Here is a 25056-nt window from a genome sequence, read left to right as displayed (position 1 = left end):
ACAAGTATGGGTTTTTAATAAGCTGTATCAATAGAGTGCACGGCTTATCGTTGCAGCAGTCTAGCGCTGATTAATCCATTATCAACACTCTACTACAGTCTAGTCTATTAAAAACGCTTTTAGTGCTTGTGTAAAGCGAATCGGCGCATCTAATGGAATGGCGTGCCCTGAGTCTGCAACCTCTACGATATCAGCTTGCGGTAATAGCTGCGCCAGTTGACGCTGCCAATTAGGGTCGTACAGCTTTGATTGCTGCCCTATCAATAAAGTCACTGGAATATCAGTGGCTGCCAGCGCCTCACGATAATCATAAGGCAAGTGCAAATAAGCTTGCAGTCCATGTAACTTTTGACGCCAAGTCGGGTGCTGATACAGCGCCAGCTTATGATCAGGCAAGTAGCTGCTGGTCTGAATAAACAGCCTTGACGCAGGTCGTGCTACCGACATCAACGAAAAGTCGGCCTCTAGCTTTAACACTTGCTGTTTTACTGCAAATGGTAAATGGCTAAATTCGGTCACTGAGTGTTGGAAATAGGGCAGTGCTGCCTGTAATACCTGCTCAAAGCGCTCAAAAACTTGAGGCTGTCTGTCACCAAACACACCGCCTTGCCAATCGGGCTGATTGTGCACAATCGGCGATTGGTCAATATTTAAATAACGGCGCACTTTATGAAGGTTAGCAGGTTGCTCGGGATTTGCATGACGGGCAAAGTGGGCCCACATCACCAATGCTCCCATAGATATACCGGCGACATCTATTGCGTCGACCTCATGCTTGTCGCAAATATAATCCAGCAGCACTGCCACATCATCGGCATACTGCTCAATGAAATTAAACTCAGTGCTTGGCGTAGCAGCAGCTAAGCCAAAACCACGCAAATGCGGCAAGTAAAAGCGAAACCGATCCGCTAACGGCAATATAAACGGTAAAAATTGACGCGCATCCATCCCAAATGCATGTAGCAGTAGTACCGGCTCACCATCACCGATCATGTGCACTGGTATACAGCTACCATCATAGCTGACCACTTGCTGCAACTGAAGCTGATAAGGCTTGAATACAGAAGTTGCCGCAGCCAGCAGCTTAGGAGGCCGCTGACTGATTTTTGACTTACTGCTGTTTGAACGCGGTTTATTCGATTTAATAGTCAACATAACGTATCAAGTTGCCAATAGGGATGCGCTTTTCGTCTTAACCATGATTAACATTATTTGCTATCGGGTGAGTCAACACACTCAACCACATTTAAGTCAAAGCCAGACAACGCATTGAACTTAAGTGGCGTTGATAATAAGCGCATATCACGCACGCCTAAGTGACGTAAAATCTGGGCGCCGACACCGATACTACGATATGGCTGATTAGATAGAGTAGAGATGGACTGGTTGTCGCTGGCACGCTGTAACACATCGCCTAAATCAACAGGTTGATCGCTGCCAATCCATACTAAGACGCCACGTTCAGACTGAGCAATTTCTTTTAGCGAGTTTTGCACACTCCAGCCGCTGCGGCCGGTTTCATCACGCTTAGCAGCGAACAAATCACGTAGAGGATGGAAGCCATGCACACGCACAGTGCTGACGCCTTCGCTAGGATCACCTTTAACCAACGCCACGTGAGTTTCAGTCGCACCATATTCTTGGAATTGATATAGAGTGAAGCTACCAAAGTCAGTCTCAAATGGGCGTTGGCTGACTTCATTCACGGTTTGCTCATTGGCAATACGGTAGTTAATCAAATCAGCAATGGTGCCGATCTTCAAGTCATGCTCGGCAGCGAACTTCTCTAAATCGTCACGGCGTGCCATGGTGCCATCTGGATTAATGATTTCAACGATAACCGCTGCTGGCTCTAAGCCTGCTAATCGTGCTAGGTCACAGCCTGCTTCGGTATGGCCCGCACGGTGCAATACCCCGCCTTTTTGTGCCATGATTGGGAAAATATGACCCGGTTGTACGATGTCTTCTGCTTTGGCAGTGGCTGACACTGCTGCTTGAACAGTGCGTGCGCGATCAGCTGCAGAGATACCTGTTGTCACGCCTTCAGCCGCCTCGATAGACACGGTAAAGTTGGTGCTAAATTTGGCTTGGTTGCGATCACTCATCAGTGGCAATTCTAAACGGCGGCAGCGCTCTTCGGTCAGGGTTAGACACACCAGACCGCGGGCATGGGTAATCATAAAGTTGATGGCTTCACTGTTAACATGGGTGGCGGCCATAATGAGGTCGCCTTCGTTTTCACGGTCTTCATCATCCATTAAGATGACCATTTTACCGGCGCGAATGTCTTCAATGATGTCTTTAATATTATCTAGTGCCATAGTAATGGATCTCTTTTATTGTTTGATATCGTCATAGCCAGATACAGCTACTGTATTAACCTCGCTAAGCCTACATGAGTAGCACTTGCACTTGGTTGGTTTATAGCTTAATTATCTGGCAGCGATTGTGATTATGATTTTATTATCGAAATATCTGGTTAAGGATTTTATAGGTGACCATTGTACCCCTAACTGAGGTTGAGCGCCATTAACTGCCATGAATCAATGGTATTGAAATCATTAACCGACCAAAGTGTGAGTCAATGTCATATTGATGCTGGCGTTTTATGTGAAGTTGATAATGTTAAGACGACTTGGTCTGCGGCTGTGATTGTAGCCACTGCATAAATTGCAAGCTGTGTTGCTCACGTTGGTTATCTGCATACTGATAAAACTGAGTGCCGACCAGCGCATCTGGCAAATACTGCTGCGGATAATAGTGATTAGGGTAGTCGTGCGGATAGACATAATTTTGGCCATAACCTTCAGCTTGCATCAGTTTGGTGACGCCATTGCGTAAGTGTAGCGGCACTGGAGACTGATCTTTTTGTGCCAGTTGCATCGCTTTATTGATTGCCATATAAGTGCTGTTACTCTTGGCAGAGGTTGCCAGATACACCACTACTTGTCCTAGGATAATGCGTGCTTCAGGCATACCAATGGCTTTCACCGAGCGTAAAGCGGCATCGGCAAGCAGTAAGGCATTGGGATTGGCATTACCAATGTCTTCACTGGCCAAAATCACCAAACGCCGCGCGATAAATTCTGGCGGCTCACCGGCAACCAACATCCGTGCCATCCAGTACAAAGCGGCGTCTGGATCTGAGCCACGCACTGACTTAATCATCGCTGAGATCATATCGTAGTGCTGATCTCCATCTTTATCATAACGCTGCAGTGCAGTCTGAGCGACACTGGCTAATAGAGAATTATCGATGACGATTGGCTGCTGTGAATGATCTGAGGCTTGTACCGCCAGCTCCAGTAAGTTCAATGCTTTGCGCGCATCACCGTGTGCCAGTTTAGTAATTTCGGCAGTAGCGTTAAGTTCAATATTAAGCTTAGACAGTACGATATCTTGGCTCAATGCACGCTGTAGCAAGTCTTCAACTTGCGCTGCATCCAATGGCTGTAAACGATACACTTGGCAGCGAGATAGTAACGCATTATTGACACTAAATGACGGATTCTCAGTGGTAGCACCAATTAAAGTAATATCACCGGACTCAACCGCACCAAGTAGGGCATCTTGCTGAGACTTATTAAACCGGTGAATCTCATCGATAAACACCACCGGCGCCGCCAAATCGAGACCGCCTTTGGCACCCGCATCAAGCACTTCACGTAACTGTTTAACCCCAGTGTTAATGGCTGATAGCGGATAAAATGGACGACCCACCGCATCTGCTAACAGCATGGCAATGGTAGTCTTGCCAATGCCAGCTTCACCATGCAAAATCAGTGAGGGTAGGTGACCGTGCTCAACAAAACGACGAATCGGAGCGCCTGCTGCCAATAAGTGAGTCTGACCAATCACTTCATCTAGGGAAGCGGGGCGCATGCGCTGTGCCAACGGGATATCAGGGTTGGTAGCATCTGACATAGCGGCCGATTTTGACCCTTTTTGCTGAGCAGATTGGGATGTCGAGCCTGCTGTTTTCGCTGCTCCAGTATTTGAAGCAGGTGTTTCTTCTTCTGGAATTAATGATGGCTGATTTGAGGTGTTCGATGTGGCCATAGTTATCGCAAGCTACCTTGATGGATTATGAGTATTGGTTTTAATTGCAGAGCTATAAAAGTGGTTTTACTATAGTATTCGACTGAGTTTAAAGCAAGTTTGGGCGCTGTTATTCGGTATGGGTTTTGTGAGAGTAACCAGTATAGTAGTCTTATGAGATATATTCCCAGTTATCACATAACTTGGTAGATTATGAGGCATTAATCATAAGGTGCTAATAGAAGCCATAACCATATAGAAATCATAATGTTAGTGAGCATGATTTAAACAAAAGCATATTTTAAAAAATGAGTGCGCTTGATAACGCTTATAATAGATTAATAGACAGCAGTGAGTAATCAATAGGAATAAACAGCAGATGAGAAAGTCCTTATTTAAACAGCCCTTATTTAAACAGCTGGGCCAGCAATGGACGGATAGAACTCAGCCGGTCAAAAGCCGAGCCTTGACCCCAGGGGAAGTTGCTATGGCGCACTCTGTGTTTGGCAAACAGCTTGATGTCAGTGAGGTGCAAATTAAAACCGCCTTTTGGGTATTAAAAAATTATGCAGTCAGTCCCAATGGTAATATTTATTTCCATCCACGCGATTGGATTGAGGATTTCTCCAAAGCATCGTTATCAAAACAGGGGTGGTTGATTCACGAGCTGACCCATGTGTGGCAGCTACAGCAAGGTCTAAAAGTAGTGCGCGGCGCGCTGATTAATCGTCGCTATGACTATGTATTGGGACAGTCGTTTTTTAAATATGGTATTGAGCAGCAAGCACGCATGGTGCAAGATTATTATCTGCGTCGTGAGCGCGGGCAGGATTGTCAGGCATGGGAGGCATGTATTCCTTTTTTACAAACATCCCAAACATCAACCTATCGTGCATAATAAAGCTAAACTCAGTCAATCATTACGGAGCAGAGTATTAGTTAGCTAAATAAACGTATCTAAATAAACGTCGCTAACAAACCTAGCTAAATAAAAGCAGTTTAATAAACGAAACAAACAACAAAAAGCCCTCGGTATCTAAACACCGAGGGCTTTTTTTAACAAGACGTTTGTCTGTTAATTTGGCTTATTTGCGGTCTTCTACTTTAACGAAGTCACGCTTAGTTTCACCAGTGTAAAGCTGACGTGGGCGACCGATGTTGAATGGTGCGCTGTGCATCTCTAGTAGGTGACTGATCCAGCCTGAAGTACGGGCTAGAGCAAAGATAACGGTAAACATTGAGGTTGGGATACCGATTGCTTTTAGGATGATACCTGAGTAGAAGTCAACGTTTGGATATAGGTTACGTTTTACGAAGTACTCGTCTTCTAGAGCGATTTTTTCAAGTTTCATCGCAAGCTCAAGCTTAGGATCTGTGATACCTAGAGCGCCTAATACTTCGTCACAGGTTTCTTTCATTACTTTGGCACGTGGGTCAAAGTTTTTGTAAACACGGTGACCAAAGCCCATTAAGCGAACTTCTTTACGTTTTACTTTTTCCATGAATTCTTCAACGTTATCGACAGTACCGATTTCGTCAAGCATTCTTAGAACAGCTTCGTTAGCACCACCGTGTGATGGGCCCCATAGCGCAACGATACCTGCAGCGATACACGCGTAAGGGTTGGCACCAGTTGAAGCAGTTAGACGTACAGTAGAGGTTGAAGCGTTTTGCTCATGGTCTGCGTGAAGGGTGAAGATCTTGTCCATTGCGCGAGCGATGACTGGATCTACTTTGTAGTCAACATCAGCAGGCGTTGCAAACATCATGTATAGGAAGTTCTCAGCGTAACTGAAGTCGTTACGTGGGTACATGAATGGTTCGCCCTTGGTGTACTTGTAGCTCATTGCCGCGATAGTTGGCATTTTTGCAATTAGGCGAATCGCAGTGATGTCACGCTGTTTTGGATCAGTCACGTCTAAGTGATCATGATAGAAAGCAGATAGAGCACCGATAACACCAACCATAACTGCCATTGGGTGCGCGTCACGACGGAAGCCTTCAAAGAACTTACGTAGTTGCTCATGAACGCCGGTGTGCATGCGAACTTTTTCATAGAAGTCAGCTTTTTGCTCAGCGTTTGGTAGCTCGCCATGTAGTAGGGCGTAACATACTTCTAGATATTCAGCGTTTTCTGCTAACTGGTCGATTGGGTAGCCACGGTGTAAAAGCTCACCTTTTTCGCCGTTAATGTAAGTGATTTTTGACTCAACAGGGGCAGTAACTTTAAAGCCTGGATCGTACGTCCAGTAGCCTGCTTTTTGAAATGCAGATACATCGACAACTGGGTTGCCTAATGTGCCTCTATGGATAGGTAGCTCGTATTCCTCTCCGTCTACCTTAAAATATGCAGTATCGTTAGCCATAAAATCCTCTTCGTTGTTAGAATTAATAATAAGTTTTGGAACTCGATAGCTTAAAGGCTCAATGTAACCAATCCCTGAGCGCTGATATGCCATTAAGCACGGTGCCCCTGATATCAGTTGCGACATGAGTTAAGTTATCGAAGGGATGACACTGTAAAATATTCTATTAAGAACAGGCGTTGTCCGTAGTAGGGGACGGTCAGCGTCTGTATCCATTTTGCTTTAATATCTATTCTACTTTAATATTCTGCGTGCTAAATTAGAATGTTAGTTGTAATTTAGTACCAACCATTAAGTTCAGTTAAATCCCTTTAGGTCGTTGTTAATAGCTTATTTTATTAACACCTTAAGCTGATCTGGGTTGAGCATTGATCTGATTTGGGTAAGTTAAGCCAAACTTAGACCTAGTATTAGCTTGGTATTTGCACTGCTGTCCGCATAGACGGTTGGTATCTTACCAGTTAATAAGCAGAATTGAAAAAATATTTATAGCTTAATACCCACCCATTAGTCAATGGTTATTAATTAATTTGTTTCATTTTCATATATGTAGCCTGGTGTGGTTGGTGGCTATAAAAAGTGTGTCTATTTATGACACGATTTAATGAGATAACTTTTACTGTGATTTTTGCCACCATTTTATGACATCATTTATTGTGAATTATTGAGTTCAGTGATGCAGTAATTTGATTGGTTGTTTTTTTGGCGACTTATTTAATAGCAGTTTATTCTATGAGTTATTTGATATTAGCGGTTCAATGTCAGGGTAACGTCAATGTTTTAATTAAGCGGTTTCAACCAGTTTAACCCAGTAGCAGACGCAAACAAGTAAGACTAGCGTAACAAAAGCGCTTGAGCCCATTACAAAGTATAGGTTAAAAAATCTAATTGGTCGCAAATGCTTATTTTTGATTTATAACCAGTAATACAAAACCTATACAGCTTAGAATATTACTGGCTTAGCGCCCAGTGTTTGTCTATGCAGGCAGCGCAATTAACCCCTTAAGTTTAGCTGAAATGATGCCTTTAAGAGTAGGGGTATTACGCCTAAATGAGTATTTTATTTGTAATTGACAGCAACAAACTCTATAATTAGAACGTTATAGATGCTGGTTTACCATTTAATTAATAGGTTTTTAATTAAGCCCTTAGTTTAATGAAAAGGTAACCGCCAACGCCCTCCAGATTTATTCTGCATAGTTGAGCATTCTGTCTGTATTTTAGGAAATAGATGGACCTGTAAAACCTAGTAAGAAAACCATTCTGGAAACGGTGTCAGCTTTAGCATCGCATCCAAATGCTCTAAACCTTTTAGATATTTAACATTAGTTATTAAATTTTGAGCTTATCAATTTTAGACATATCAAACAGTCTGATTTGTTTTGGGCTGCTGTGAATTTGAATATTTAAAATGTTTAGAATGCTGTAAGCTTTACAGTAAGGCTAAAAATTAGCCAGTTAGCTACTCCTTAACTTATCCGTCTCGTGTACGCTACTAAGCATCAAACTAAGCTTAACGACGTGCTTGCTTTAAGTACTGCTCGCTAAGTGATTGAGCGTAAATGCGTATTTACGAGTGTCAACTGCAAAAGGACGCCCGCTGTGAAAAGCAACCGACCGATAAATCTACCACTTAGCCAAGTGATAAGCGTTAACAGTTCACCAACGGCCAGAGCTTCGATTTTACATCGTATCTCAGGAATTATTTTGTTCTTATTAATTCCGGCGATGTTGTGGCTTTTGCAAACCTCTTTAACTTCTCCTGAACACTTTGCAGCCGTATTTGATAATATTGTTGTGCGTTTTGTTGCGTGGGTTTTTGTCGCAGCAACTGCATATCACTTCGTTATGGGCATCAAGCACTTGTTTGCTGATATGGGCTTTAACGAAGAGTTACAATCAGGTAGAAGAGCGTCAATTGTGAGTTTTGTTATTGCCGCTATATTGATAGTGCTATCATTTATATGGGTGATGTTCTAATGAGAAATGATTCAGGAATTAAATCTGCGACAGGCCTAACCGGCTCTGGCTCGCGCGATTGGATAATGCAGCGTATTAGCGCTGTAGTATTAGCCGTGTACGCCGTAGTAATGGTGGCATTTTTCTTGTTCAACGGCGATGTTGGTTATGAACAATGGAAGATGTTCATTATGAGTATGCCAATGCGTTTATTAAGTCTATTGGCAATTGTTGCCTTAGCAGTTCACGCATGGGTAGGTATGTGGACGGTATTTACCGACTATGTTAAATCTACTGGCATGCGTATCGTACTGCAAGCTGCTATGATCATCGCAATTTTAGTATACCTATTCTGGGGTATCATGATTTTCTGGGGTCCAGGTCTACTATAAAATAAGCGCTTTGACGGCGATGTTAAATCACCGAAAGCTGGTTGGTATGTATGGATGATATGCATTGAGCTCCCAATTCGTCCCTACCAATTAAGTCGCTTAGCTAGCTTTAATAAGACTTCAGAATGAAGTGAGCCTATCTGGTAATGTGACGCTATAAATAAAGTGAATGACAGTTTATAGCCCCATCGCCAGCTAATATGACGACTAACGTATTCATTAGGAAAACGTAATGGCAACTAGACAAGACAATACAATTAGCAATATTAAAACCCTAAATTACGACTCTGTTATCGTTGGCGGTGGCGGCTCAGGTATGCGTGCAGCTCTGCAATTAGCAGAAGGCGGCATGAAAGTAGCTGTCATTACCAAAGTATTTCCAACCCGCTCGCACACTGTTGCAGCACAGGGTGGTATTGGCGCAAGCTTAGGTAACATGAGTGATGACAACTGGCACTTCCACTTCTATGACACCGTTAAAGGGTCAGACTGGTTAGGTGACCAAGATGCCATCGAGTATATGTGCCGTGAAGCACCAAAAGTGGTGTATGAGCTTGAGCACATGGGTATGCCGTTTGACCGTAACCCAGACGGTACTATTTACCAACGTCCATTCGGTGGTCACACCTCTAACTATGGTGAAAAAGCCGTACAACGTGCTTGTGCTGCCGCTGACCGTACTGGACACGCTCTATTACACACCCTATATCAGAAAAACCTTGAAAAAGGCACTGAGTTCTTCATCGAATGGATCGCTTTAGATCTAATCAAAGATGAGAAAGGTGATATCAATGGTGTGATCGCTATTGAGCAAGAAACAGGTACTGTGGCTGTATTCCAAGCAACCAACACTGTATTAGCTACTGGTGGTGCAGGTCGTATTTTCGCAGCTTCAACCAACGCTTACATTAATACTGGTGATGGCCTAGGTATGGCAGTGCGTGCAGGTATTCCATTACAAGATATGGAATTCTGGCAGTTCCACCCAACGGGTGTGTTCGGCGCTGGTGTACTATTAACCGAAGGGTGTCGTGGTGAGGGTGCTATCTTACGTAACAAAGATGGTGAAGCCTTCATGGAGCGTTATGCACCAACGGTTAAAGACTTGGCACCACGTGACTTAGTATCACGCTCAATGGACCAAGAAATTAAAGAAGGCCGTGGTTGTGGTCCAAACAAAGATCACATCGTAATGGATATGACTCACTTAGGTGTGGATACCATTATGAAGCGCTTACCTTCAGTATTTGAAATTGGTAAAAACTTCGCTAACGTTGATATTACCAAAGAGCCAATTCCAGTTATTCCAACCATTCACTATATGATGGGCGGTATTCCAACGACTATTCATGGTCAAGTTATCGTACCTGATCTTGAAGGTAACGTTGATGAAGAAGGCCTATACACTGACGGGAAAATCGTTAAAGGCTTATACGCCATCGGTGAGTGTGCGTGTGTGAGTGTTCACGGTGCTAACCGTTTAGGTACCAACTCATTGCTTGACTTGGTTGTGTTTGGCCGTGCTGCTGGTAAGCATATCATTGATAACTTCAGTGGCTCTGATCACAACTATCATCCAATGAACCCACGTGTACTAGATTTCACTGTTGGCCGCTTAGACAAGCTACAAAACTCAACCGAAGGCTATAACGCACAAGACGTTGCTGATGAAATCCGTAGCCTAATGCAAACGCACGCCAGTGTATTCCGTACTCAGGAATTAATGGATGAAGGCGTTCAAAAGCTGCTAGCGCTTGAAGAAAAAGTAAACAACATTCACTTAGCTGATAAGTCGCAAGTATTTAACACAGCACGCATCGAAGCTTTAGAAGTTGCTAACTTATACGAAGTGGCTAAAGCGACTATGATTTCAGCGGCTAATCGTCATGAGTGCCGTGGTGCACATACGGTGTTAGATTATGATCGTCCAGAAGATGATCCAGTCGCACCAAATGGCCGTAACGACAATGAGTGGATGAAACACACTGTTTGGTACTCTGAAGGCAATAAGATTGTTTATAAGCCTGTTCGTAAAGTACCACTTACTGTTGATTACGTTGAACCTAAAGTACGTGTTTACTAATCAGTACACCACGTATAGCAAAGCGTTTTAACGTCAATAAGTCGAATTTAATTTTAAATTAGTAACGCTGTTTTACGAAGACTGCAACTGATGCAACAACAGCGTTACGCCGTGTGGAGTTAGCACTATGAGCCGAGGTACTCGCACCATTGAGATATACCGCTACGATCCGGACAAGGACGCAGCACCTTACATGCAAACTTATACGATTGAGCTGTTAGACTCAGATCGTATGTTGCTTGATGTTCTACTTCGTTTGAAAAAGCAAGATGAAGGCATTACTTTCCGCCGCTCATGCCGTGAGGGTATTTGTGGTTCAGATGGTATGAACATTAACGGCAAAAACGGTTTGGCATGTTTGATTAACATGAACACGCTACCAGAGAAGATCACTATTCGTCCGCTACCTGGTTTACCAGTAGTACGTGATTTAGTGGTAGATATGAACCAGTTTTATGAGCAGTATGAGAAAGTACATCCTTTCTTAATCAACGATCAGCCTGCACCACCAACAGAGCGTCTACAGTCTCCAGAACAGCGTGAGAAGCTAAACGGCCTGTATGAGTGTATCTTATGTGCATGTTGTTCAACCAGCTGCCCATCGTTCTGGTGGAACCCAGAGAAGTTCTTAGGCCCATCAGCACTACTAAACGCTTATCGTTTCGTAGCTGATAGCCGTGATACCGATACTCGTGCACGTTTAGCGCGTATGGACGATCCATTCAGCTTATTCCGTTGCCGTGGTATCATGAACTGTGTTGCTGTTTGTCCTAAAGGATTAAACCCAACCCGCGCGATTGGTCACTTACGTAGCTTGCTGCTAGAACAAGCAGGTTAATAACCGTAGGTTAACTGGTACTACTAAGTACATATCCCCGATTACTCGGATACGCTAAGGTTACAAATTTGCAATAGTTTACGTGAATACCACAGACCTCTATTTGTTGATAGGGGTCTTTTTTTGTTAAAATTGTCACAGTGCGAATATCGAACATTTAGATTATAAATAGTTACTATTGAACAAACAAACGCAGCGGGTTAGAGTTACATGTTACCCTTGTATTCAGTGTGCAACTGTTTTCTTAAATTGCGTTTGGTTTGCTACTTGAATGGCTGTACTGTCGAATTGATGAGCTTTGAGTTTCAGCTGATGTGTTGTTAGTAGAAAAATTAAGTTTTGCGCAAAAATAACGACTGATACTCTTGAAAAACAGTAAATAAGTCTATACAAAGCGAACACCATAGAAGTGTCATCATTAAGCTGCATTATATAAATGAAAAAGCTAATTATTTTAAGCTGCGAAGTATAAACCAGTCGCTAAAGCTAAAAAAGCCAAAGGCAAGTCAAAGTAAGACAGTCAGTGGCTAATAATATGACAAGTGATATAACAACAATTTGGCGCTATTGGTTTAAAACGCTGTTAATCAGTAAGTAGTCAATGAATAAGTAAACAGCGAGTAAGTCACAACTAAGTTAAAAGTCTCAGCCAATAGAAATTTAGCCATTAGTTAGCCATTAGAGTGAAAGATATCAAAACAGCTGAGTAAAAAACGATAGCTGGGAAGCTGATAGCTAGGTAAAACAATGCTGGGTAAAACAATTAAGTACTCATCATAATAAGTAATAACCATAAATAGGATATTTGATTTTTTAGGTCACTGGATTTTAATTCGTTGGGTTTAAAGTCAGTGGACTTGAAAAACAGTACATTCACCTATAGCAATAGCATGAAATAGCAACCGCACGAATGCCTGTGTTTTTATTTTAATTAAACCTTAATGTAAATAAGAAAAGACTATGAATACTATGACTAATAATGCCGTAAAAGCCGATGCTACTGAGCTTGCAGGTGACAACGCAAGCTATATCGAGGCCCTCTACGAACAGTATCTACAAGATCCTGACAGTGTAGATGCAGAGTGGCAAACTTACTTCAAAGAATTTGAAACCGGTGATGATGCCTTGCACCACGCCATTCAGGACCAGTTCTTGCTGTTGGCACGTAACCAAACTGCCAATAAGGGCGTTGTTGCTGCACCAGCATCTGGCGCACGTTCAGACGCGAACTGTGTTGACCCACGTCAAATGGGTGTGCAAAAACTAATTTCAGCCTATCGTCGTCGTGGTCATCGTCGTGCACAACTTGATCCATTAAAACTACAAGTACGTGACGAGGTTGAAGACTTAACTCTTGAGTTTCATGGCTTATCAGAAGCTGACCTAGATACCGTATTCCCAACCAGTGACTTTAACATTGGTAAATCAGAAGCGACGTTACGCGAAATCATTGAAACTTTAGATCGTATCTATTGTGGCCATATCGGTCTTGAGTACATGCATGTGACAACCAGCACTGAGAAGCGTTGGTTTGAAAAGTACATGGAATCAAACCTAGGTCATATCAAATTTGATGACGAAAAAAGAAAAACCATCCTTGAGCGTTTAACCGCTGCTGAAGGCTTAGAAAAATATTTAGCGCGTAAATATACTGGTGTGAAGCGTTTCGGTCTTGAAGGTGGTGAAAGCTTCATCCCTGCAGTTCACGAAATCATTCAACGCGCTGGTGGCTACGGTACCAAAGAAATGGTTATCGGTATGGCTCACCGTGGTCGTCTAAACCTATTGGTGAACATCTTAGGTAAAAACCCAGCAGATTTGTTCGACGAATTTGATGGTAAAGTGCTTCCTGAAAAAGGGTCTGGTGACGTTAAGTACCACAATGGTTACTCATCAAACGTGATGACACCAGGCGGTGAGGCTCACTTAGCATTAGCGTTTAACCCATCACATTTAGAAATCGTATCACCAGTATTAGAAGGCTCAGTACGTGCACGTCAAGTACGTCGCAATGACACAGATGGCAACTTAGTACTGCCATTGGTTGTGCATGGTGATGCTGCTATCGCCGCTCAGGGTGTGGTTCAAGAAACCTTCCAGATGTCACAAACCCGTGCGTATAGCACAGGGGGTACAGTTCACATTGTTATTAACAACCAAGTGGGCTTTACAACCAGCCGTCAAGAAGATGCGCGTTCTACAGAATACTGTACTGACATCGCCAAGATGGTTCACGCACCTATCTTACACGTAAACGGTGATGATCCTGAAGCTGTGGTATTTGCCGCTCAAATGGCACTAGACTATCGTCATGAGTTCCATAAAGACATCGTTATTGACCTGTTCTGCTATCGTCGTAACGGCCATAACGAAGCCGATGAGCCATCTGCAACACAGCCATTAATGTACTCGGTTATCAAAAAACTGCCAACAACACGTACTCAATATGCGAAAAAGCTAATTGAAGAAGGTGTTATTTCAGAGGGCGAAGACAAGAAGCTTGAAGATGTTTACCGTGAGTCATTAGACAAAGGTGAATATGTTGCCAGCTCATTGGTTAAAGATCCTAACGAAGAATTATACGTTGACTGGAGCCCATACCTAGGTCATGACCTAGAAGATGATTGGGATACCGGTGTTGATATTGAAAAACTGAAAGAATATGGTCGCCGCATGGCTGAAATGCCAGAAGACTTCAAGCTACAGCGTCAAGTTCAGCGTGTGGTTGAACAGCGTTTAGCGATGCAAACGGGTGAAGAGCCATTAAACTGGGGTGCTGCTGAGACGTTGGCTTATGCCTCACTAGTGGACGAAGACTTCTTAGTACGTATTACCGGTGAAGATGTGGGCCGTGGTACTTTCTCACATCGTCATTCTGAGATCTACAACACTGCTAATGGAGATATGTACGTACCGCTGGCTAACTTAAATGATACGCAAGCACGCTTCGCGACCTATAACTCACTGTTATCAGAAGAAGCGGTATTGGCATTCGAATATGGTTATGCAACCACAGTGCCAAAAGCGTTAATTATCTGGGAAGCTCAGTTTGGTGACTTCGTTAACGGTGCGCAGGTTGTTATTGACCAGTTCATCTCAAGTGGCGAAACCAAATGGCAGCGTGTGTGTGGTCTAACTATGCTATTACCACATGGCTTCGAAGGCCAGGGTCCTGAACACTCTTCAGCCCGCCTAGAGCGCTTCTTACAGCTATGTGCTGAAGACAACATGCAAGTTATTACACCAACAACACCAGCTCAGATCTTCCATGCGTTACGTCGTCAGGCAGTCCGCCCAATTCGTAAACCATTGGTAGTGATGTCACCGAAGAGCTTGCTACGTCACAAGCTTGCAACATCAGAGCTAGAAGAGCTTGCTAATGGTAAGTTTGAAACGGTATTGCCAGAACTGGATCAACTAGACAACGACAAAGTAACGCGTCTGGTACTGTGTGGCGGTAAAGTCTACTATGACTTGCTAGAGCAGCGCCGCGAGCTTGGCTTAGACCATGTGGCTATTGTTCGTATTGAGCAGTTATATCCACTACCAGAACAAAGAATGGTTGAAGAAGCTCAGAAATACAGCAACCTTGAAGAGATTGTATGGTGTCAAGAAGAGCCATTAAACCAAGGTGCATGGTATTACTTAGCGCCGCACGTGTTCCGTATCTTTGGTCCACAAGCTGATGGTCAACCACGTGTTACTAAAGCACATGTTGTTGATCCGGTAGCGCGTCCAGCTTCTGCTGCACCTGCAACTGGCTTGCCATCAATCCACTTACGTCAGCAGCGTGAGTTGGTCGCTGGTGGTCTAGGTGTTGATGTTGACCAATTAAAATAAATGATAACGAGGTCTAAGCGGTTCGCCGTTTAGACTTTTGGTGTTCGTTGAATAAGTTGAATAAACAATTGAGTAACTCGTTATTTCAATCGACAATTAAAACAATCAACAAACGTTTTTAATTTATAAATATAAATGTAATGTGCTTATCTTTCTTCATAAATAAGTCATTAATAACTTAATAATACCGATATACATAACAGGAGCACTTCCATGTCAGAGATTAAAGTCCCCGTATTCCCAGAGTCTATTGCTGATGGTACCCTTGTTGAGTGGCACGTAAGCGAAGGCGAACAAGTTAACCGTGATGATATTCTTGCTGAAATTGAAACCGATAAAGTGGTTTTAGAAGTTGTTGCACCAGACGACGGTGTGGTTACTAAAATTGTTAAGCAAGTAGATGACACTGTGTTATCTGAAGAAGTTATCGCAGAATTCGAAGCCGGTGCAACTGGTTCAGCGGGTTCAGACGACAGCGCTGAAGACAAATCAGAAGACGCTGATGCCAAGAAAGAAGAACAGTCAGCTGAAGGCGGCGAGCCTAAACAAGCGTCTAAAGACTCTGCAGACGATCACAAAGATCAAAGCCCAGCAGTTCGTAAAGCAGCCAAAGAATCTGGCGTAGATCCTAAGAATGTTGAAGGTTCAGGCCGTGGTGGTCGTGTAACTAAACAAGATATGGCCAATCCTAAGCTAAAAGCGGACAGCTCTATCAAGTCTGACAGCGGTCGTCCAGTTGCTGAATCAGTAGGTGAGCGTACTGAAAAACGCGTTCCAATGACACGTCTACGCAAGACTGTTGCGAACCGTCTATTAGCAGCGACTCAAGAAACAGCAATGTTAACGACGTTTAACGAAGTGAACATGAAGCCATTAATGGACTTACGTGCTAAGTACAAAGATGAGTTCGAGAAGCGTCATGACACTCGTTTAGGCTTTATGTCTATGTTTGTTAAAGCAGCTACAGAAGCGCTGAAACGTTTCCCAGCAGTAAACGCCTCTATCGATGGTGATGATATTGTTTATCATGGCTACTATGATGTTGGTGTTGCCGTATCTTCAGATCGTGGTCTAGTGGTACCTGTATTACGTGACACTGATCGCATGAGCATGGCTGATATCGAATCAGGTATCCGTGATTTTGCTGGTAAAGCACGTGATGGTAAATTGGCTCTAGAAGACATGACTGGCGGTACATTCACTATCACTAACGGTGGTGTATTCGGTTCACTAATGTCAACGCCTATTCTTAACCCACCACAAACTGCTATTCTAGGTATGCACGCTATCAATGAGCGTCCAATGGCAGTAAACGGTCAAGTTGAAATCTTACCTATGATGTATCTTGCACTGTCATACGATCACCGTATGATTGATGGTAAAGACGCGGTACAGTTCTTAGTGACAATCAAAGAGCTTATCGAAGATCCAGCGAAAATGTTATTAGACCTATAAGGTCAACGGGCTTGTATCGGAGGCAATCTGGTACAAGCTTTTTCATTACAGATTGATTTATTTAAGCTATTACCATTATAAAAGCTTATTTACGTTTAACGATAATTAAGCTTTTATCAAAATAATAAATAGGAATTAACATGAAAGACAATTATGATTTAGTTGTGATCGGCGGTGGCCCAGGTGGTTATGAAGCGGCTATTCGTGCAGGTCAATTAGGTATGACAGTTGCTTGTATCGAAAAACGCGTTTATAAAGGCGAGCCTGCACTAGGCGGTACTTGCTTAAACGTGGGTTGCATCCCATCAAAAGCACTACTAGACTCATCACATCGTTATGAAGTGACCAAGCATGAGCTTGAAGAGCACGGTATTAGCACTGGCGACGTTGAGATTGACGTTGCTAAAATGATTGAGCGTAAAGAAGCGATCGTTAAGCAGCTAACTGGTGGTGTTGCTGCTTTATTAAAAGGCAACAAAGTAGACTGGTTACAAGGCTGGGGTACGCTTGTAGACGGTAAAGGCGACGAGAAAAAAGTTAAATTTACGGCGCTAGAAGACGAATCAGAAACCACTATTACTGCTAAAAACGTTATCTTAGCAGCGGGTTCTGTGCCAATCGATATCCCTGTTGCGCCAGTTAACAACGAAGAAGGCATCATCGTTGACTCAACAGGTGCGCTAGATTTCACTGAAACACCTAAGCGTCTAGGCGTAATCGGTGCTGGTGTTATCGGTCTTGAGCTTGGTTCAGTATGGCGTCGTCTAGGTTCTGAAGTGGTTGTTTATGAAGCACTTCCAGAGTTTTTAGCTGCAGCTGACAAAGAAATCGCTAAAGAAGCCGGCAAACTACTTAAGAAACAAGGTCTAGACATCCGTGTTGATACTAAAGTAACCAACGCTGAAGTAAAAGATGGTCAAGTAGTGGTGACTAGCGAAAAAGGCGGCGAGTCTAATGAAGAGACTTTCGACAAGCTAATCGTTTGTGTGGGTCGCCGTGCATATTCTGAAAAACTTCTAGGTGAAGATTCAGGTATCACTCTAACTGACCGTGGTCTAGTTGAAGTTGACGATCAGTGTAAGACTAACCTTGATGGCGTTTACGCTATTGGTGACTTAGTACGTGGCCCAATGCTTGCTCACAAAGCAATGGAAGAGGGTATGATGGCGGTTGAGCGTATTCATGGCGAAAAAGCTCAAGTTAACTATGACACCATCATCAACGTTATCTACACGCATCCAGAAATCGCATGGGTTGGTTTAACTGAAGAGCAAGCGAAAGAGCAAGGCTACGAAGTTAAGACTGGTTCATTTAACTTAGCAGCTAACGGCCGTGCATTGGCTCAAAGCGAAGGCCAAGGCTCAATTAAAGTTGTTGCTGATGAGAAAACGGATCGTCTATTAGGTATGCACGCTATCTGTGCAGGCGCAGGCGACATCGTTCACCAAGGTATGATTGCAATGGAATTCGTTTCAAGCATTGAAGACCTACAGTTAATGACGTTTGCTCACCCAACCATCAGTGAAGCGGTACACGAAGCAGCACTATCTGCTGACGGCCGTGCTATTCACGCTATCCAGCGCAAAAAACGTAAAAAATAACTGCTTGATAGTAGTTTATAACAGCGTCAATAGATTGAAGATAGTGGCTTAGAGCTTTTAAGCCACTCATCTTATCAGTCAGTCTGTTGCCACTATAGGTACAGGTACTAGGTTACTTATTAACAGCAAAAAACGCTTAGTATCCGTTTTAAAACTTGGAATTAAAATTAAAGGGTAACTTTATGAATTTACATGAATATCAAGCCAAATTATTACTAGAAAGCTACGGCTTACCAATCCAGAAAGGTATCATCGCATACTCTGGTGACGAAGCTGCAGAAGCTTTTGATAAAACCCCAACAGACGTTGCTGTTATCAAAGCACAGGTTCACGCTGGTGGCCGTGGTAAAGCGGGCGGTGTTAAGCTTGCTAAGACTCGTGAAGAAGCAAAAGAAATCGCTGATGCACTAATCGGTACTAACCTAGTTACTTACCAAACTGACGCTGAAGGTCAGCCAGTAAACTTCGTACTAGTTGCAGAAGATATGTACCCAGTACAGACTGAGCTATACCTTGGTGCAGTAGTTGACCGTGCAACTCGTCGCGTAACTTTCATGGCATCTACCGAAGGTGGTGTTGAGATTGAGAAAGTTGCAGAAGAAACACCTGAGAAAATCTTCAGCATCACAGTTGATCCATTAGTGGGTCTAATGCCTTTCCAAGCACGTGAAGTTGGTTTCAAACTAGGCCTTGAAGGCAAGCAAATTAACCAGTTCGTTAAACTAATGACTGGCGCATACAAAGCATTTGTTGAAAATGATTTCGATATGATTGAAATCAACCCACTAGCTGTTCGTGAAAACGGCGAGTTAGCTTGTGTTGACGGCAAAATTGGTGTTGATTCAAACGCTCTATTCCGTCAGCCAAAAATTGCTGAGCTACATGACCCATCACAAGAAAATGAGCGTGAGCTTAAAGCAGCTGAATTTGACCTAAACTATGTTGCTCTAGAAGGTAACATCGGTTGTATGGTTAACGGTGCTGGTCTTGCAATGGCTACAATGGACATCATCAAGCTGTACGGCGGTAAGCCAGCTAACTTCCTAGACGTTGGCGGCGGTGCTACTAAAGATCGTGTTGTTGAAGCATTCAAAATCATCCTAGAAGATGAGAGTGTAAAAGGCGTTCTAATCAATATCTTCGGTGGTATCGTACGTTGCGACATGATTGCTGAAGCAATTATTGCAGCGGTTAAAGAAGTAAATGTAACTGTACCTGTCGTGGTTCGCTTAGAAGGTAACAATGCTGAATTAGGTGCTAAATTATTAGACGAGTCTGATGTTGAAGTTATTTCAGCACAAGGTCTATCTAATGCTGCACAAAAAATTGTTGATGCGGTTGCTTAATTGCTAGCCCAACACAAAAAATTCAATTTATAAATAACCTTTTAAGTTAGTTAACCATAATTCGGAGTAAATAATGAGTGTATTAATCGACAAAGACACCAAAGTATTGGTGCAAGGTTTTACTGGTAAAAACGGTACTTTCCATTCAGAACAAGCGATTGAGTACGGTACTAAAGTTGTTGGTGGTGTTACCCCAGGTAAAGGTGGTCAAACTCACCTAGGTCTGCCAGTATTCAACACTATGGCAGAAGCGATGGAAGCGACTAACGCTGACGCATCAGTTATCTATGTTCCAGCACCTTTCGTTTTAGATTCAATCATCGAAGCAGTAGACGCTGGCGTTAAGCTAATCGTTGTGATCACTGAAGGCGTACCTACTTTAGATATGCTTAAAGCGAAGCGTTACATCGAGCAAGCTGGCGACGTGAAAATGGTTGGTCCTAACTGCCCAGGCGTTATCACTCCAGGTCAGTGCAAAATCGGTATCATGCCAGGCCACATCCATCAGCCAGGTAAAGTGGGTATCATCTCACGTTCTGGTACATTGACTTATGAAGCAGTGGCTCAGACTACTAAACTAGGCTTCGGTCAGTCTACTTGTATTGGTATTGGTGGTGACCCAATCCCAGGTATGAACCAAATTGATTGCTTGAAGATGTTCCAAGAAGATCCTCAAACTGAAGCAATCGTACTAATCGGTGAAATCGGTGGTACTGCTGAAGAAGAAGCAGCTGCATACATCAAAGAGCATGTAACTAAGCCAGTTATTGGTTACATCGCTGGTGTTACTGCACCTAAAGGTAAGCGCATGGGCCATGCTGGTGCGATTATCTCTGGTGGTAAAGGTACCGCTGAAGAGAAATTCAAAGCATTCGAAGATGCGGGCATCGCTTATACTCGTGACCCATCTAAGATTGGTGAGACAGTTAAAGAAGTTACCGGTTGGTAATTTGCAGATACTGTTAGCTTGAATGCTATTGTCTTTATATCAATAGCATTTAGCTGAAATAAAAAAGAACATCCCTCGGGGTGTTCTTTTTTTTGTTTTAAATATCGTCATATAAGTTTGCTACAATGAATCTATAAATAATAAATTATACTAATTGTGCTCATATCTAAAATTTAATTTGAACTGGATTCTTATGAACTCACACGTTACCCATGCTGTTATTCCTGTTGCTGGATTTGGCACACGTATGTTGCCATTGTCTAAGTCGGTGCCGAAAGAGCTATTACCGCTTGGCAATCGTCCTGCCATTCATTATGTGGTTGAAGAAGCGATAGCAGCCGGTATTAAACATATTGTGCTGGTAGGTCATGCGCAAAAAAGTGCCATTGAAAATTATTTTGATGTTAATGCTGAGCTTGATAACCAGTTACGTGCCAAGGGTAAAGATGAGTTGGCTGATAGCTTAAACTGGCTACCTGATGATGTATCAGTATCGATGATTCGTCAAGGCAAACCTTTAGGTCTAGGTCATGCGGTGTTAAAGGCGCGTCCTATCGTCGGTGATAATCCTTTTGCCGTACTGCTACCGGATGTGGTGCTTAACCCATTTACGACCAATATGAGCACAGATAACCTAGCGTTTATGATGAAAGAATTTGAGCAGTCTCAGCACTCACAAATCTTGGTCAGTGCCGTTGCCGATGAAGATGTGCATAAATACGGTATTGCCAAATTAAAACAAGCTGAACAGCTTCAACGTATAGCCAATACCGACAACAGCAATGCCAGCTTCGCGGTTGATGGATTTGTTGAAAAGCCAAGTTTAGAGCAGGCGCCCTCAAATCTAGCAGTGGTTGGTCGCTACGTGTTTGCCCCGGAGATTTTTGATTATTTAGCCAAGACTGAGCCATCAGTCGGCGGCGAGATTCAATTGACTGATGCCATTGATGCGCTAATCAGTACTCAAGGCGTCGATGTGACGACTATGTTAGGTGATAGCTTTGATGCCGGTGATATGACCAGTTATATGCAGGCCTTTATTTACTTCGCCCAGCAGCAGTTATCGCAAAAATAATCGAGTGTGCTTATCATGTCAAATCCATTACCTAGCCAGCTGCCGCAATGGCAAAAATTACAACAATTGGCACAACAAGACTGGTCGCTGACAGCGCTGTTTGCACAAGATAGCGACAGAGCACAGCAGTTTCAGGTCAGTGCCGAAGGTATTTACTTTGACTATTCAAAGCAGTGTGTAGATGCGCAAGTCAAAGCAGAGTTGATCGAGTTGGCCAAAGTCTGCAAGCTGCAAGAAAAGATCACTGCATTGAATCTAGGCGATCGAGTCAATAGTAGTGAGCAGCGAGCGGCGCTACATACGGCCCTGCGTTTGCCAGCATCAGCAAAGCTAGTCGTTGATGGTGAGGATGTGGTCAGCGCTGTGCATACCAGCTTGGATAAAGCAGCAGATTTGGTTGCGCGTATCCGCCAAGGTATTTGGCGTGGTTACTCCGGTAAGGCCATTACCGATGTGGTGAACATTGGCGTTGGTGGTTCAGACTTAGGGCCAGTGATGGCTAATACCGCATTAGATGAATGGGCTGACAGTCCTATTCACGTGCACTTTGTGTCCAATATGGATGGCACTCAATTAGGCAGTTTGCTTGAACGTTTAAGTCCTGAAACTACCTTGTTTATTGTGTCATCTAAGTCGTTTGGGACAGTAGATACTTTGTCTAATGCACAAACCGCCAGAGCCTGGCTGATGACCACTGGTGCTAGTCAAGCCAGTTTATTGCGCCGTCACTTTATTGGCGTATCAGCCAACCCTGAGCGTGCATTGGCCTGGGGTATTGATGAAGCGCACTTATTACAGTTATGGGATTGGGTTGGTGGTCGCTTCTCTATGTGGTCATCGATTGGTCTGGCAGTGGCTATACGTATCGGTATGGATAAATTTTATCAAATGCTGGCAGGTGCTCATGCGATTGATCAGCATTTTTTAACCGCTGATTTGGATCAAAACTTACCAGTATTATTAGGGCTAATTGGTGTTTGGAACAGTACCTTTATGGGCATTAATGCGCATACCGTGTTGCCCTATGATGGACGCTTGAAGTATTTTCCCAGCTACTTAACCCAATTAGAGATGGAGAGTAATGGTAAGTCGGTCACGCACAATGGTGAGCCGGTGAACTATGCAACTTGTCCCATCTTATGGGGTGAGATTGGATCGAACGCACAGCACGCATTTTATCAGCTGTTGCACCAAGGTACTCAAAAAGTATCTTGTGACTTCATCGCCTGTGTTCACTATTATCAAGACACTGATGCAGGTGAATTAAAGCGTCAGCATGCCTTATCACTGGCCAACTGTTTGGCACAAAGTCGTGTATTGGCTTTTGGTAATGATGCTGTGGCTGCTAAACCTGATCAGCTGGTCTCAGAGCTGGATAAATTTAAACGCTATCGTGGTAATCAGCCATCGACCACTATTTTATTAGATGAATTAACCCCGACCAGCTTTGGCGCGCTCATTGCTTTATATGAACATAAGGTGTTTGTGATGGCCAGTATTTGGGATATTAACCCATTTGATCAGTGGGGCGTAGAAATGGGTAAGCAGGTGGCCAATGAAGTCTTTGCGCATATTAATTTAGCAAAATCAGAGTCAGGATCTGCTGAAGCGGCAGAGAGTCACGCTGCTTTTGACAGCTCTACTCAAGCGTTATTACAGCATATTAATCAGCAGATTGCAGAGTAATCAGCTTAAGCAAGCAGACTGTATAAGACTGACTAATAACGATTAAAAATAATACAAAGGATGATATTTGATGACTATGCCAACCCCTGTAAGCGTCAATAATAGTACAGCAAATAAACAGTGCGTCATTGTTGGTCACTCCATTGATGCGATTACTACAGCGACAGTCATGGTGAGCTTGGGCAATAAAGTGAGCTTGTATGCTGATCAACAACAGCTTGAACATACATTGGCGAACTATGAGTTTGAGCATCAGCAGCAAGCACTGTGGCAGCTATATGTAAGCCAAAACTCAATTGTCATCTCTGAGTTACCTCAGCAAGCGTCAGCTGTGTTTGCAGAAGCACAGGCCAGTTTATATTGGCTGTTTTATAGTGATTTGTCAGTAGATTGGCAGCAAAAAAATGGCGAGCAACCAGCCTGGATCAGTGACCTCAATGAAAGCCAGCTCTCTACGCAAACTCCGGTGATATTAAGCGGTATTAGCACTTTAGGCGTGTTTGCTGATTTGGCCGAGCAGTGTCGTCGACCTTGGGTATATTACGTGCCGTTTGTGTTCCTACAAGACGGTCGTGCCTATCCGTCAATGTTGTCTCCTAAGCTGTGGTTAATGGGGGAGAAGACAGCAGATTCGGTTGATAAAGTCGCCATGATACAGCCATTAATGGCGCAAGCTCAAAACAGCTATGTCAGTGATATTGCAACCATTGAGTTTTCACGCAGCGCTATTATGAGCATGTTAGCGACACGGGTTAGCTTTATGAATGAATGGTCGCGTCTGGCGGATCAGCAAGGCGTAGATATCCTACAAGTGGCCGATATCATGGGGCTTGATAGCCGAATTGGTAGCAGTTATCTAAAAGCAGGGTGGGGCTTTGGTGGTCAAACCTTACCAACTGAAATTGAAGCACTGCACCAAACTTTACAAGATACCCAGGTCGATCATCGATTAATGCAGGCGGTCAATGTGATTAATGATGATCAAAAAGAGCTGATTTTCCGTAAGTTCTGGCAGTATTTTGATGGTGCGATTGAGCAAAAGCAGGTCACTGTTTGGGGTGCAAGCTACAAGTCTGGCTCAGGACGTACCTCATCGGCAGCGATTCATCCGCTGCTGCGCCTACTATGGTCGTATAATATCACTACTTATGTTTATGCCTTAGAAGCACAAGCGGAGCTGGCCAGCTTATATCCACAGCAGCCATTATTGAAGTTTATCAGCGAGCCGACTCAGCCGTTAGCTAATAGCGATGCGCTGTTTGTGTTGTCTTGGCCTGATACCAAACGCTTGCCAATTAGTGCCATTAATGAGGTAGTACTGCCGGTATTTGACGCGCAAAATGCCTTTAGCCGCGAGCATATCCAAAGCTTGGTGGGTGGTTATCAAGGTATTGGACGTCGCAAAGACTAACATCAGTCATATCCAGT

Annotated in this window: 17 protein-coding genes; 13 read left to right on the top strand and 4 right to left on the bottom strand. The window is 43.4% G+C overall.

The features are described 5' to 3' along the window. Window positions 1-99: 99 nt before the first annotated feature. From A6J60_RS06155 to A6J60_RS06145, 3 genes are all read right to left on the bottom strand, one after another. On the bottom strand, window positions 100-1155 hold the full coding sequence (locus tag A6J60_RS06155; RefSeq protein WP_096065196.1) for an alpha/beta fold hydrolase: 1056 nt from the start codon (window positions 1153-1155) through the stop codon (window positions 100-102). Window positions 1156-1208: 53 nt separating this feature from the next. After that, complete coding sequence (gene ribBA / locus A6J60_RS06150) at window positions 1209-2321, bottom strand: bifunctional 3,4-dihydroxy-2-butanone-4-phosphate synthase/GTP cyclohydrolase II (RefSeq protein WP_096065195.1); 1113 nt, start codon at window positions 2319-2321, stop codon at window positions 1209-1211. A 304-nt stretch (window positions 2322-2625) separates the two neighbouring features. Then, complete coding sequence (locus tag A6J60_RS06145) at window positions 2626-3924, bottom strand: replication-associated recombination protein A (RefSeq protein WP_096066498.1); 1299 nt, start codon at window positions 3922-3924, stop codon at window positions 2626-2628. Window positions 3925-4417: 493 nt separating this feature from the next. On the opposite strand from A6J60_RS06145, the gene A6J60_RS06140 reads away from it, so the two are divergent. Next, window positions 4418-4936, top strand: a complete 519-nt coding sequence (locus A6J60_RS06140) for a type IV secretion protein Rhs (protein ID WP_227526079.1) — start codon at window positions 4418-4420, stop codon at window positions 4934-4936. A 187-nt stretch (window positions 4937-5123) separates the two neighbouring features. On the opposite strand, the gene gltA is transcribed toward A6J60_RS06140, so the two are convergent. Continuing rightward, on the bottom strand, window positions 5124-6404 hold the full coding sequence (gltA, locus tag A6J60_RS06135; protein WP_096066496.1) for a citrate synthase: 1281 nt from the start codon (window positions 6402-6404) through the stop codon (window positions 5124-5126). 1602 nt (window positions 6405-8006) lie between these two features. On the opposite strand from gltA, the gene sdhC reads away from it, so the two are divergent. The 12 genes from sdhC to A6J60_RS06075 all read left to right on the top strand — a co-directional run bounded on the left by sdhC (window position 8007) and on the right by A6J60_RS06075 (window position 25039). Continuing rightward, window positions 8007-8384, top strand: a complete 378-nt coding sequence (gene sdhC, locus A6J60_RS06130) for a succinate dehydrogenase, cytochrome b556 subunit (RefSeq protein ID WP_096065194.1) — start codon at window positions 8007-8009, stop codon at window positions 8382-8384. Between the two features lie 17 nt (window positions 8385-8401). Then, complete coding sequence (gene sdhD / locus A6J60_RS06125) at window positions 8402-8755, top strand: succinate dehydrogenase, hydrophobic membrane anchor protein (RefSeq protein WP_193778093.1); 354 nt, start codon at window positions 8402-8404, stop codon at window positions 8753-8755. A 232-nt stretch (window positions 8756-8987) separates the two neighbouring features. Then, the gene (gene sdhA, locus A6J60_RS06120) at window positions 8988-10838 is read left to right on the top strand and encodes a succinate dehydrogenase flavoprotein subunit (protein WP_096065192.1); all 1851 of its coding nucleotides are present in this window, start codon (window positions 8988-8990) and stop codon (window positions 10836-10838) included. Window positions 10839-10965: 127 nt separating this feature from the next. Beyond that, window positions 10966-11676: a succinate dehydrogenase iron-sulfur subunit gene (locus A6J60_RS06115; RefSeq protein ID WP_096065191.1), complete on the top strand. Its 711-nt coding sequence runs from the start codon at window positions 10966-10968 to the stop codon at window positions 11674-11676. A 969-nt stretch (window positions 11677-12645) separates the two neighbouring features. Beyond that, window positions 12646-15516 (top strand): 2-oxoglutarate dehydrogenase E1 component, encoded by a 2871-nt coding sequence (locus tag A6J60_RS06110; RefSeq protein WP_413772379.1) that lies wholly within the window; start codon window positions 12646-12648, stop codon window positions 15514-15516. 213 nt (window positions 15517-15729) lie between these two features. Further along, entirely contained in the window at window positions 15730-16971 is a 1242-nt protein-coding gene (gene odhB / locus A6J60_RS06105) for a 2-oxoglutarate dehydrogenase complex dihydrolipoyllysine-residue succinyltransferase (protein WP_096065189.1), read from the top strand. 140 nt (window positions 16972-17111) lie between these two features. Then, the gene (lpdA, locus tag A6J60_RS06100) at window positions 17112-18572 is read left to right on the top strand and encodes a dihydrolipoyl dehydrogenase (RefSeq protein WP_096065188.1); all 1461 of its coding nucleotides are present in this window, start codon (window positions 17112-17114) and stop codon (window positions 18570-18572) included. A gap of 182 nt (window positions 18573-18754) precedes the next feature. Continuing rightward, window positions 18755-19918 carry an ADP-forming succinate--CoA ligase subunit beta gene (sucC, locus tag A6J60_RS06095; RefSeq protein WP_096065187.1) on the top strand — a complete coding sequence of 388 codons (1164 nt, stop codon included), beginning with the start codon at window positions 18755-18757 and terminating at the stop codon, window positions 19916-19918. Between the two features lie 73 nt (window positions 19919-19991). After that, entirely contained in the window at window positions 19992-20867 is an 876-nt protein-coding gene (gene sucD / locus A6J60_RS06090; protein WP_096065186.1) for a succinate--CoA ligase subunit alpha, read from the top strand. Window positions 20868-21060: 193 nt separating this feature from the next. Continuing rightward, window positions 21061-21942, top strand: coding sequence for a UTP--glucose-1-phosphate uridylyltransferase (locus A6J60_RS06085; protein ID WP_193778029.1), 882 nt, complete (start codon window positions 21061-21063; stop codon window positions 21940-21942). 15 nt (window positions 21943-21957) lie between these two features. Continuing rightward, complete coding sequence (pgi, locus tag A6J60_RS06080; RefSeq protein WP_096065185.1) at window positions 21958-23628, top strand: glucose-6-phosphate isomerase; 1671 nt, start codon at window positions 21958-21960, stop codon at window positions 23626-23628. Between the two features lie 70 nt (window positions 23629-23698). Continuing rightward, entirely contained in the window at window positions 23699-25039 is a 1341-nt protein-coding gene (locus tag A6J60_RS06075; RefSeq protein ID WP_096065184.1) for a UDP-glucose/GDP-mannose dehydrogenase family protein, read from the top strand. Window positions 25040-25056: the final 17 nt, after the last annotated feature.

Origin of the sequence: Psychrobacter sp. FDAARGOS_221, assembly GCF_002313155.2 — a bacterium.
GTDB lineage: Bacteria > Pseudomonadota > Gammaproteobacteria > Pseudomonadales > Moraxellaceae > Psychrobacter.
Note: the sequence above shows the minus strand (reverse complement) of the source record. Positions and strands in the feature narration are given on the sequence as shown.

Excerpts from the sequence above, each read along its gene's own strand:
- A6J60_RS06115 (WP_096065191.1), top strand. The coding sequence starts at position 10,966 with ATGAGCCGAGGTACTCGCACCATTGAGATATACCGCTACGATCCGGAC.
- odhB (WP_096065189.1), top strand. The coding sequence starts at position 15,730 with ATGTCAGAGATTAAAGTCCCCGTATTCCCAGAGTCTATTGCTGATGGT.
- sucD (WP_096065186.1), top strand. The coding sequence starts at position 19,992 with ATGAGTGTATTAATCGACAAAGACACCAAAGTATTGGTGCAAGGTTTT.
- A6J60_RS06110 (WP_413772379.1), top strand. The coding sequence starts at position 12,646 with ATGACTAATAATGCCGTAAAAGCCGATGCTACTGAGCTTGCAGGTGAC.
- gltA (WP_096066496.1), bottom strand. The coding sequence starts at position 6,404 with ATGGCTAACGATACTGCATATTTTAAGGTAGACGGAGAGGAATACGAG.
- sucC (WP_096065187.1), top strand. The coding sequence starts at position 18,755 with ATGAATTTACATGAATATCAAGCCAAATTATTACTAGAAAGCTACGGC.
- A6J60_RS06145 (WP_096066498.1), bottom strand. The coding sequence starts at position 3,924 with ATGTCAGATGCTACCAACCCTGATATCCCGTTGGCACAGCGCATGCGC.
- lpdA (WP_096065188.1), top strand. The coding sequence starts at position 17,112 with ATGAAAGACAATTATGATTTAGTTGTGATCGGCGGTGGCCCAGGTGGT.
- ribBA (WP_096065195.1), bottom strand. The coding sequence starts at position 2,321 with ATGGCACTAGATAATATTAAAGACATCATTGAAGACATTCGCGCCGGT.
- sdhA (WP_096065192.1), top strand. The coding sequence starts at position 8,988 with ATGGCAACTAGACAAGACAATACAATTAGCAATATTAAAACCCTAAAT.
- A6J60_RS06085 (WP_193778029.1), top strand. The coding sequence starts at position 21,061 with ATGAACTCACACGTTACCCATGCTGTTATTCCTGTTGCTGGATTTGGC.
- A6J60_RS06155 (WP_096065196.1), bottom strand. The coding sequence starts at position 1,155 with ATGTTGACTATTAAATCGAATAAACCGCGTTCAAACAGCAGTAAGTCA.
- pgi (WP_096065185.1), top strand. The coding sequence starts at position 21,958 with ATGTCAAATCCATTACCTAGCCAGCTGCCGCAATGGCAAAAATTACAA.
- A6J60_RS06140 (WP_227526079.1), top strand. The coding sequence starts at position 4,418 with ATGAGAAAGTCCTTATTTAAACAGCCCTTATTTAAACAGCTGGGCCAG.
- A6J60_RS06075 (WP_096065184.1), top strand. The coding sequence starts at position 23,699 with ATGACTATGCCAACCCCTGTAAGCGTCAATAATAGTACAGCAAATAAA.